This window comes from Pontiella sp. (genome assembly GCF_041622395.1).
Lineage (GTDB): Bacteria > Verrucomicrobiota > Kiritimatiellia > Kiritimatiellales > Pontiellaceae > Pontiella.
The window spans coordinates 1-10,499 of record NZ_JBFJYW010000116.1 but is presented as its reverse complement, the minus strand read 5'-3'; the positions used below and the strand labels follow the sequence as shown (position 1 = coordinate 10,499).

Genomic DNA, 10,499 nt, shown 5'->3' with positions numbered 1-10,499 from the left:
TCGAAGTCGGCGAATACAACCTGCGCGTCCGCTACCGCGTCGATGGCGTGCTGCACGAAACGGAGTCGATCGACAAGAAGCACCACGCCGCCGTCACCTCGCGCATCAAGTTGCTGGCCAAGCTCGATATCGCCGAACGCCGCATCCCGCAGGACGGCCGCATCAAGATGCAGATCCAGGGCTTCGACCTCGATATGCGCGTGGCCGTCACGCCGACCATCTACGGCGAAAACATCGTCATCCGCCTGCTCAACCAGCAGCAGGTCGAGTTGGATTTTTCAAGCCTCGGCATGCCGGATCGCGAACGCGCGCAGTTCGTCCACATGGTCGAGCAACCGCAGGGCTTCATTCTCGTGACGGGCCCGACGGGCAGCGGCAAAACCACCACGCTGCATACCGCCCTCACGCACCTGAACTCCGAAAAGGTCAAGATCATCACCATCGAGGATCCGGTCGAAATCCGCTTGCCGGGCATCAACCAGATCCAGATGAACCCCAAGATCGGCATGACCTTCGCCAACGGCCTGCGCTCCATCGTGCGCCAGGACCCCGACATCGTCATGGTCGGTGAAATCCGCGATGCCGAAACCGCCGACATCGCCATCCAGGCCTCGCTCACCGGGCACATGGTGCTCTCGACGCTGCACACCAACGACGCCGCCGGCAGCATCGCCCGCCTGGCCGACATGGGGGTCGAGTCCTACCTGATCGCCTCCGCGCTCACGGGCGCGCTGGCGCAGCGGCTCTGCCGCCGCGTCTGTCCCAAGTGCGCCGAGGCCTACACCCTTACCCGCGCGCACCTGGCCGACTTCCCCGAAGCCGTCGATCCGGAATACACCTTCAAGCGCGGCCGCGGTTGCGAGCACTGCGACGGCACCGGGTTCTATGGCCGCGTCGGCCTCTACGAACTGATGGGCGCCAACGACGAGATGCGCGAGCTGATCCAGAAATCGCCCGAAGCGGGGCCGATCCGCGCGATGGCGAAGCGCAACGGCACCCGGCTGCTGCGCGAGTGCGGCTGGCAGGCGATGGTCGAGGGGACCAGCACCGTCGAGGAAGTCCGCCGGGTAACGCAATGGGCATAGCGTCATGATCAAGTTTTCCTACAAAGCCGTGACCGCGGCCGGCGAGAGCCGCACCGGGTTCATCGAAGCCCCGACCGAGACGCGCGCCATTCAGCAGCTCCAGCGGCAGCACCTCGTGGTCCTCAAGGTGGTGCCCGCCGATGCCGTCGAAGGCAACGCCGGCGGCGGCTCCTCGTTCGGCAAGCGGATCACCACGCAGCAGCTGATGGAGTTTTCGTCCGAGACCTCCGCGTTGCTCGACGCCAAGATCCCGCTCGAACAGGCGCTCAAGACCCAGGCCGACCTCTGCCCGCACCCGCGGTTCAAGGAGGTGCTCACCGAGGTGTGGAAAGACGTGACCGGCGGCGCCTCGTTCGCCGACGCTTTGTCGCGGCATCCGAAGGTGTTCGAACGCTTCTATTCCAACATGGTGCGCGGCGGCGAAGCCTCCGGCTCGCTCGATCTGATCATGCGGCGCATCGCGGCCCTGCTGGAGCGGCGGCAGAAAGTGCGTTCGAAGGTGGTTACCGCCCTGATCTATCCCTCGCTGCTCCTCGTCATGGGCGTGGTCGTGGTGGCCATCATGATGGTTCTCGTCATCCCGAAGCTGATCGAAATGTTCGACGAGTCCGGCGAAATGCTGCCGGCCTCGACGCGCGCGTTGATCGGCATCAGCGGTTTTTCCCGCGAATACTGGTGGCTCGGACCGCTGCTGGTTATGGCGGCGGTCGGCGCGTTCAAGTTCTGGACGCGCAACGAGGAAGGGCGGGTGGCCTGGGGCACCAAGGTGCTGCGCACGCCGATCCTCGGCGGGCTGTTGGCCGAGGCCGAGACCAGCCGCTTCTGCCGCATGCTCAGCGCGTTGCTCGAAGGGCAGGTGCCGATCCTGCAGGCCATCTCCATCACGGGCGGAACGCTCGGCAACGCCGCGCTGCAAAAGCTGATGCGCCACGTCTACGAGCAGGTGCAGGGCGGCAAGCCGATGGGCCCCGTGCTGCAGGCCGATCCGCTCTTTCCCGAACTCGCCGCGCGCATGGTCTCGATGGGCGAGGATTCCGGCGAACTCGGCACCATGCTCGACAAGGTGGCCGACCGCTACGAGGAAAAGGTGTCGGCCAGCACCGACCGTTTCGTCAGCGTACTCGAACCGGCTTTCATCGTCGTTCTCGCCATCATCGTCGGCTTCATCGTTGTCGGCATGATGCAGGGCATCATGGCCATGAGCACGTCGACGGGCTAAAAAAACAGTGTTTGAACAGGAGGCAGTCATGAATCAGAAGAAAAGAAAACAGCGCAAATCCGGTTTCACCTTGGTGGAACTCTTGGTGGTGATCGTGATCCTGATGGTGATCGGAACCATCTCGATGCAAACGTTCCGCAAAGAGCCCGACAAGGCGCGCGTCCAGGCGGCGCGGACCTCGTTCAGCCAGCTCGAAACCGCGCTCGAACGCTACAAGCTCGACATGGGCCGCTATCCCGCCGAAGAGGACGGGCTCGCCGCGCTGGTCTCCACGCCGGACGAGGACGACGGCTCCTGGGGCGGACCCTACATGCGCAAGTCCAAGGATATCCGCGATCCGTGGGGCAACGATTATGTCCTCAAAGTTCCGGCGTCCGACGGCGGCGACTATGAACTCGTCTGCCTCGGCGCCGACGGCGTCGAGGGCGGCGAAGGCTTCAACGCCGATCTGTCCAGCTTGGACGAATAAACGAATCGCGAACAAGGAATGCCGCATGCCGAAGGACGGCCCAGCATCTTGCACCACGTATCCAGCAGCGAAGGCGGGGTTTACCCTCGTCGAGTTGCTGGTGGTCATCGTGATCATTTCGGTGCTCGCGGGCATTGGCATTCCAACCATTGAATCGATGACGTCCCCGAAATATGCCCTGCGCAAGCAGGGGCGGAGCGTCATGAAGCTGATGGCCGAGGCGCGCGCCACCGCCATGGCGCAAAAGGTCCGCACCGAAATCCGCGTGAACCCCCAGACCAAGGAGCTCTTCTTCGCCGGCGATTTCGGGGGCAAGTCGATCGTCCTCGACGAAGAAATCGCGATCGATGTCCTGACGGGGGACGAGCCCGATAAAGAAAGCACCAATGTGCTGGCCGTCGCGTTCGCCCATTTCGGCGGCAGCGACGGCGGCGGAGTCGGCCTCTCGAAAGGTGGCGTCCGCTATGAGTTCGCCGCCGACGTTTTGACCGGGCGGGTCACCGCGCAACGCGCCAAGGAGGCCGGCGATGACTAGGCGGTCCGGCTTTTCCTTGCTCGAAGTTCTCGTGGCGCTGGTGGTTTTTTCGATCGGCGTGACCGGGCTGCTCTCGGCGCTGGGGCATCACTTGCGCGACATCAACTACACGAAGGACCACGCCTTGGCGGTGCGGATCGCCATGCGCGAGATGGATAGCCTGCGGCGCTACACCTACGAGCCCGACGCGGAGAGCTCCGGCGAGGCGGGGCGCTATGCCTGGCAAACGGAGGTCTGGGCGATGGACGTCGACGATCTGCCGGGCATGGATTCCAGCGACGAGAGCCTGTCGGACGGCACCTTCCCGTATCGGCTGGAGGTTACGGTTTCGTGGAGCAACGACACCGGCGGCGAGCGCAAGAACCACGTGGCGCTCCAAGGGATTGGGCTTTATGAGGAGGATTGATCCATTGGGAAGCGCGGGGGCGCGGCCTCGCGGTAGAGCGCGGCGCGAAAGCGCCGACCTTCGCCGGAACGGGGGCTTCACCCTGCTGGAGCTGCTGGTGACGCTGGTGGTGGTGGGCATCCTGTGCATGGCGGTCGGCGGCGTGTTGCGCAACGCGATTGGATCGATCGACCAGGCCACGGCGGCGCTCGACAACCTGACGCGGATGCGGTCGTTGGAGCTGGTGCTGGGCGAGGCGCTGCGCGATGCCCGTGCGCTCCAGCTTTCGCAGGAGGAGATCAACTATTTGGAAGAGGACGGCGCCTACGATTCGGCGGAGGGCGACTACCGCTACCGCGGCGAAGCGGAGGCCTTGGGCTTTTGCCTGGACCGCCCGTTCCTTTCGGCCGAGCGCGACGGGTGCATGCACTGGGTGCTGCTGGAGGTGCGGTATGACGAGAAAACCGATGCGCCGAGCCTCTGGCTGACCGATGTTTCGTTCCTCAACGGCATCGACAACCCGGTCGGCGAGGATTGGGGCGACAACGCGATGTTCGGCGAGGTGGCGGTGCTGCCGACCCGCGAGGAATGCCTGCTGAAAGAGGTGGAGTCGATCCGCTTCTCCCATTGGCAACTCGACGAGACCGATATGACCGGCGAGCCCGAGCCGCTCGAGCTCGAAGAGGACGAGGTCGAAGGCGACTATGCCCTCGAAGTGCCCGACTATATCGAGATGGAAATCAAGCTCCCGAAGATGGATGCCGAGACGCTGGTCTTCGACTATGCCGTCCGGAGAAACGGAATTTAGGACCCCGCAAATGAACGCAGATCTTCGCAGAATGGAAATAGAAACGGTGCGGCCAGGCATCCGCGACCTTCTGTGTCCATCTGTGGACAACCCCAAAGCGGGATCCGCCCTTCTTTTGGTGTTGGCGGTGGCGGTGGTGCTTTCGTTCCTGGTGGCGGATTTCGCCGCCGACATGAAGAACGAGCTGAAGGCCGCCGGCGGGCACTATGAAGAGGCGATCAATACCCAGCTGGCCCGCAGCGCCTTCGAGTTGGCGCGGCTGGAGCTATCGCGCGGCGGATCGCTCTATGCCAACAGCTATGGCGACGCCTATTTGATTTCGGGCACCGAGGACTATGAATCGGAAATCGAGGAGATGCAGTACTACCGCGACGGCGTGCCGCTGGGGCGCGGCATTCTTTCCTACCGGCTGGTGCATGTGCCGTCGGCGCTCGATCCGAACGATCTGGACGAAAACGCGTGGCACCGCCTGCTGGAAGTCGCCTGCGAAATGGACGAGGGCGAGGAGCGCACCACTCTGGTCGACTGCATCATCGACTGGACCGACAGCGACGACCTTGCCTTGGCCAGCGGCATGGAGGAGGACGACTATCAGGATCTCGACCCGCCGCGCCACGTGAAGAACGGCGACTTCGATTCCTTCGAGGAGCTGCTGATGGTCTACGGCGTGACGCGCGAAATGTTTTATGGCGACGGCTACCCGCTGCGCACCGACGACGGCATGCTCTGGGGTGGCGGCATCTTGCGCTACCTGATCGGCGACCACAGCCCCGCCGGGCGCGCTTCGGCCGAGTATATCCTGTCGGGCGCGATGCCGGCGGACGATGATTACGACGAAGACGAGGAACTCGAATACAACAAGGTCGATGAGTTGCCGGACCAATTGTATCTGCTGGCCAGCGGCCGCATCGAGGAGGAGGCCGAGGACGATGCCGGGTCGCTTTTGGGCGATGACGCGGTTGCGGCCCCCGTGCGCGCCGAACGCTTCGTCCTGATTCGCCTGAAGTTGGCCGACGAAGAGGACGCGTATGAAATCGACGACATGATGGGCAATGCGCCGCGCGAAATGGTTGAACGGGTGCTCGCCTACAGTGTGCCGGAAGATGATTGAAAACAATGAAGAGAACGGATGGGTAGTATGAACAATAAAGCAAACATGTGCATTCTGTTCCACGACGACGCGGTCGATGTGGTGTTCGTGGATCGAAGCATGCTGGGCGCGCAGATCAAGTTGACGGAGCGGTTGCCGCGCGACGAAGCGGTGTTCGAGGCGGTGGCCGGACTGATGGCCTCGACCGGGAAGACGCCGGGGCGGGTGACGTTGGTTGTCCCGCGCGACATGGCGATGCAGCGTACCCTGCGCTACCCGGTGGTGGTGATGGATGAAATGGCGGGCATGGTCCGCAACGAAGCCACGCGCCACGTGCCGTTCGCGGAAGATGAGCGGCTGCTGGCCTGGGCGGTGGCGGAATCGCCCGACGGCAAGCAGGCGGTGCTCGACCTGGTGGCGGCCCGATCGCCGGAGGTGCGCGGGCTGGTGGAGCGCTTCGAGGAAGCCGGGGTTCCGGTGGACGAGGCCGTTTCGTTCGCCTCGCTGGTGGCCCCGCAACTCGCGGGTATGCCGGGCCTGCTGGTGCTGGTCGACGAGCGGCACGTGGAGCTTTGCCTCTACGGCGAGGGCATGTTGCAGGGGTCGCAGTCGATTCCCCGCAGCAACGACGTTCAAGAACGCGTGCTGACCGCCGCCCGCCAAATGATGGCGCGCAACAAGGCGTGGCTGGGCAGCGAAGGGGTTTCGCGGATTCTCATCGGCGGCCCCTGCGTGGTCGAAGGATTCGGCGAGGATTTGGGCACGGCCTTCGGCCTGCATGTGCGGCGGATCGAACTGCCCGAGGCGCTCGCTTCGATGGCGGGGGAGGATCAATTGCCGTTCATCGATTCGCTGCTCGCGGCGACGGCGGAGGCGCCGCCCTCCATGAATTTGCTGGAAGACCGGCACCGCAAGGTGCCGATCAACAAACGCACCGTGGCGCTCTACGTCCTCTGCCTGCTGTTGGTTTGCGAACTGCTGGCCACCTATGCCTTCCGCATCGGGGCCCCGGCGCTGGAGCGCCGCAAGGTCGGGCGCTCGCTGCAGCAGTTGCGCCGCGATACCGCTCCGATCCAGGCCATGAAGGAAAAAAACAAAATCTACCATCGGCAGTTGGAGCAGCTGGCCAAGGTCTGCAGCTCGAGCACCGGAACCATGGAAGTGCTCAAAACGCTTTCCGACGCGCTCCCGGAGGATACCTATCTGCAGGAGATCTCGTGCGGTCGCGACGATATCGTTTTGAAGGGCAGTTCCAAAAAACCCGACGCGCTGCCGGAATTGGTGATGGCGCTGCCTTTCGTTGCGACCATCAATGCGTCCGACATCGGTACGGAGCGCGATGGCTACTATGAATTTTCGATGACGGCAAGATTGAGGAGATAGCGGGATGAAGAAGATGTTTTTACGAATGTCGCGACGCGAGCGGCTCTATCTGGTGATCGGGGCAACGGTGCTGTTCCTGGGGCTGGTGGTTTATCCCGCCACGAAAAAGGCCGCCGCCTACCGGGAGGAGCAACGCCAAATGCTGGAAGACGAAATGCTGATGCTGAACAGTCTCGATGGACTCTACCTCGACGAGGGGATCATCTCCGACGAGCATCAGGCGTTGCGCACGGCGTTGCGCGAGGCCGACGATCTGCTGTTTCCGCCGATCGAAAACCAGATCCTGACGCAGACCGCCATGATCAAGCTGTTCAATGAGCTGGGCCCCGACCTCAACCTGCAAACCACCGCCGGCCGGTCGGCGGTCGGCGATGCCTCCAACCAGATGAACCTCTCCGTCAGGGGCGAGGGGCGCTATGCGGAAATCCTCAAGTTCATCCACCGCATCGAGACCTACCGTCCGTTGATTCTGATCGAAAACTTTTCGATCGAGGAACGCCGCAGTCGCGGCCGTCGAAGCCGGTTCACCTCGACGACCGACGACTCGGAGCCTACGTTGCGGGTGGACCTTTCCATCCAGATCATTTGCCAGGAAGGAGGCGAAAAATGATTTTGAATATGTCTAAATATGCGCTTCCGGCGGTCGGCGGGCTCTGTGTTCTCGGGGCGATTTCGGTCGGCGTGGCCGTAAACAAGCCGGTCGGGGTGAAGATTGAAAGCAACCAAGCCATGTACAACGCGCGGTCGCCGCAGCAACCGCAGTTGAAAAGCGATGTGCCCTCGATGGATGTCGTGCTCGAAAAGCACCTCTTTTCGAAGACCCGCAAGGCCTCCGGCGCGAAGAGCTTTTCCGATCTCTTGGTCAAAGGCGTTTATGTCGGCGAAAAGTGCAGCGTGGTGCTGTCGCTCAAGTCGCGGCCGAGCGTCAACCTGCGGATTTGGCAGGACAATGTCAGCGAGGTGCTCAAGCGGATCACCGACCCGCGCGACCCGCGCAAGAGCATCGTCGATTTCCTGAACGAATGGGATGTGAAGGAGATCACCATGAAAGGCCTGACGGTCGAGCATTTCGTGACCGGGGAAGTGGAAACCTACGAGGTGGATTATGTGCCGGCCAAGCACGTGGCCGACAACGCGGAAGCCGGCTACGGCCAAGGCACGCTGGCGGTCGAAACGGCGGGCGGCGGAACGCAGACCGCGAATGCAACCTCCGTCACGGTCACGGCGCAACCCGCCCAAGGACTGATGTTCAACGACCTGCGCAACATGATGCGTTCGATGACGCCCGAACAGCGCGCGGCGATCGCACAGCGCATGAGCGGCGGTGACGATTCGCGGCAGCAGGGCGGACAGTCCGGCTCCCGGAACAGTGGCGGCTCGTCCAGCTCTACGCGCAGCAGTAGCAGCACGTCGCGAAGCAGCGGTTCTTCCGGCAGTAGTTCGTCCGGCGGGCGGAGTCGCTAGCCGTCGGTATCATACGTTTCCCGGAAGCGGTGCGCATGGCGCACCGCTTTTCGTTTTTAGTCCCTCTCTGTTCCAATCCCATCATGTTTACAATGGATTTTTTTGACCGCGAAGGCGCAACGAAGAGGATCCTTTGATCTTGGGGAGAAGAAACGGTTGAAATACGGCAAGTACGAGTCCCCTAGGCGTCTCCGTGTCTTTGCGGTCATTGATTGTTCGTATGAGTTGCTTTTGGTTGCGGCTCCGCCGGGTTAGGTTTATCCATTGCCGATTGATCGGCCGGGCCGGACGCTCCGTTCCCGCGCATGGGACGCGTCGTTTGGCTTCAAGTGGCCGCTTTCCCCATAAAACCATTCAGCCTTGAAGCGGATTTGAGCCACGGAAAAACACGTGGCGACCGGCTAACCCGGATATTTCATGAGTCGTCCTTTTTCCCCGCAAAGGCGCAACGGATACGAAGGGGTGTTGCTATCCCCGTTTTTATTGACGGAATGAGCGCGAATCGGTGGAGTTGATGAGCACAAAAAAAAACGGTGCGCGGGGGAAGGATTTTTCCGCGCACCGTAGATCGAATAAACGATCCCGTGATAGTTTTGTTGGTTATCTGGAGCGGTTCTGCATATCCGCACGAAGGGCTGCGCGCTCTTCGTCGTTGAGTACGCCGTCGCCGTCCTTGTCGTATTTCTTGATCATTTCTTCCCGGGTGGATCCGCCGCCCTGTTGTCCGCCACGGCCACTGCCGCGCTGACCCTGCTGCATATCCTGTCCGCCACGGGCGCCACGTCCGCGCGAACGGGACTCTTGCTCTGCTTTCATGAGGGTTTCGAGTTCGGTTGCGTCAAGCTTGCCATCGGCATCCGTGTCGTATTTCGCGATGGTTTCCGCTGCGGAAAGGGTTACGCCGCCCGGGCCGCCTTGCTCGCCGCCTTGTCTGCCGCCTTGCTCGCCGCCTTGTCTGCCGCCTTGCCCGCCGCCTTGTCCGCCGCGCTCGTTTTTCATGGCTTCGCGCATGGTTTCGCGTTCGGTTTCGCTGAGTACGCCGTCGCCGTCGGTGTCGTATTTCTTAATCATATCTTCGCGGCTGAGGCGGGTTCCGCTCGGTCCCTGAGCCTGCGCGATGGATGCCGCGCCGATGAATGCCATTGCCAGTCCTGCCATTTGCCATGTCTTCGTTTTCATGCCGATCTCCTTGTTGGTTGCGTTTTTTGTCGTTAAACGGGCGGGGAAAGCCGGAGAGATCGCCTCTCGCCAAGGGCGCTCCGCCCCGTATGGGAAAGAGAACGAACCGGCATCGCGAAATATTGGATAAAGAAAGATTACGAATTCGTCACAATCGCAGGCCGGAGAAAAAGCCTGCATTCACTCGTCTTTTTCCCCGCAACCAAAGGCGGGGAAATTGATTGGCCGGATTAACGGAATCTTAAGGTGGTCCCGGCTAAGGTGCGTCCCGTCGGTTAAAAAACCGTAACCTGACGCCGGCACTAGATGGCTTCGGTCTGCGTTGGTTCGTAGGGCACTTACTTAAGGAAGAAATGCGAGATGAACATCCTGATTGTTGAAGACGAAGAAAAGATTGCGCGCAACGTTTGCGCCGGGTTGGAAGAGAGCGGGCATGAGGCCGTCATCGCCGATAATGGAAACGAAGGCTTGGCCAAGGCCTTGAGTGGGGATTTCGACCTTGTCCTACTCGATGTCATGTTGCCGGGGCGCGACGGCCTCTCGGTCCTGAAGGCGCTGCGGGAGGATGGCAATGCCGTACCGGTCATTCTGTTGACGGCGCTTTCGGAGGGCGCCCAGCGCGTCGAGGGGCTGGAGCTCGGTGCCGACGACTATGTGACCAAGCCCTATTTCATCGACGAACTGCTGGCGCGCATCAATGCCGTAACCCGCCGCAACAGCGTGTTGCACGCGGGGCCGTTGATGCTCAATCTCGTGACTCGCGAGGCGCGGTATGGCGATGAAAAAATATTTTTTGCCCCGCGCGAGTTCCGGTTGCTCGAATATCTGATGCGGTCGCCGGGCAAGGTGTTCACGCGCTCGCAACTGTTGAAGTATGTCTGG

Annotated in this window: 12 protein-coding genes; 11 read left to right on the top strand and 1 reads right to left on the bottom strand. The window is 61.9% G+C overall.

Features of this window, described 5'->3' with window-relative positions; translation table 11 throughout:
• From ABYO54_RS08360 to ABYO54_RS08315, 10 genes are all read left to right on the top strand, one after another.
• A partial coding sequence (locus tag ABYO54_RS08360) for a GspE/PulE family protein (protein ID WP_372807795.1) occupies nucleotides 1–1,085 on the top strand: 1,085 nt, incomplete at its 5' end.
• 4 nt (nucleotides 1,086–1,089) lie between these two features.
• Nucleotides 1,090–2,304 (top strand): type II secretion system F family protein, encoded by a 1,215-nt coding sequence (locus ABYO54_RS08355; RefSeq protein WP_372807794.1) that lies wholly within the window; start codon nucleotides 1,090–1,092, stop codon nucleotides 2,302–2,304.
• A gap of 28 nt (nucleotides 2,305–2,332) precedes the next feature.
• Nucleotides 2,333–2,773 (top strand): type II secretion system major pseudopilin GspG, encoded by a 441-nt coding sequence (gspG, locus tag ABYO54_RS08350; RefSeq protein ID WP_372807793.1) that lies wholly within the window; start codon nucleotides 2,333–2,335, stop codon nucleotides 2,771–2,773.
• 25 nt (nucleotides 2,774–2,798) lie between these two features.
• Complete coding sequence (locus tag ABYO54_RS08345) at nucleotides 2,799–3,308, top strand: Tfp pilus assembly protein FimT/FimU (protein WP_372807792.1); 510 nt, start codon at nucleotides 2,799–2,801, stop codon at nucleotides 3,306–3,308.
• The gene (locus ABYO54_RS08340) at nucleotides 3,301–3,714 is read left to right on the top strand and encodes a prepilin-type N-terminal cleavage/methylation domain-containing protein (protein WP_372807791.1); all 414 of its coding nucleotides are present in this window, start codon (nucleotides 3,301–3,303) and stop codon (nucleotides 3,712–3,714) included. The genes ABYO54_RS08345 and ABYO54_RS08340 overlap by 8 nt, the downstream gene beginning before the upstream one ends.
• A complete protein-coding gene (locus ABYO54_RS08335; RefSeq protein WP_372807790.1) occupies nucleotides 3,701–4,501 on the top strand; it encodes a prepilin-type N-terminal cleavage/methylation domain-containing protein in 801 nt (266 codons plus the stop codon). Before ABYO54_RS08340 ends, ABYO54_RS08335 begins: the two co-directional genes overlap by 14 nt.
• 31 nt (nucleotides 4,502–4,532) lie before the next feature.
• Complete coding sequence (locus ABYO54_RS08330; RefSeq protein ID WP_372807789.1) at nucleotides 4,533–5,612, top strand: hypothetical protein; 1,080 nt, start codon at nucleotides 4,533–4,535, stop codon at nucleotides 5,610–5,612.
• Nucleotides 5,613–5,639: 27 nt separating this feature from the next.
• Nucleotides 5,640–6,974, top strand: a complete 1,335-nt coding sequence (locus tag ABYO54_RS08325) for a hypothetical protein (RefSeq protein ID WP_372807788.1) — start codon at nucleotides 5,640–5,642, stop codon at nucleotides 6,972–6,974.
• Between the two features lie 4 nt (nucleotides 6,975–6,978).
• Nucleotides 6,979–7,584 (top strand): GspMb/PilO family protein, encoded by a 606-nt coding sequence (locus tag ABYO54_RS08320; protein WP_372807787.1) that lies wholly within the window; start codon nucleotides 6,979–6,981, stop codon nucleotides 7,582–7,584.
• Nucleotides 7,581–8,438 (top strand): hypothetical protein, encoded by an 858-nt coding sequence (locus tag ABYO54_RS08315; RefSeq protein ID WP_372807786.1) that lies wholly within the window; start codon nucleotides 7,581–7,583, stop codon nucleotides 8,436–8,438. Before ABYO54_RS08320 ends, ABYO54_RS08315 begins: the two co-directional genes overlap by 4 nt.
• 600 nt (nucleotides 8,439–9,038) lie before the next feature.
• Here ABYO54_RS08315 and ABYO54_RS08310 read toward each other — a convergent pair.
• Nucleotides 9,039–9,617 carry a hypothetical protein gene (locus ABYO54_RS08310; protein ID WP_372807785.1) on the bottom strand — a complete coding sequence of 193 codons (579 nt, stop codon included), beginning with the start codon at nucleotides 9,615–9,617 and terminating at the stop codon, nucleotides 9,039–9,041.
• 360 nt (nucleotides 9,618–9,977) lie between these two features.
• On the opposite strand from ABYO54_RS08310, the gene ABYO54_RS08305 reads away from it, so the two are divergent.
• The coding region (locus tag ABYO54_RS08305; protein WP_372807784.1) for a response regulator transcription factor at nucleotides 9,978–10,499 on the top strand (522 nt) is incomplete at its 3' end.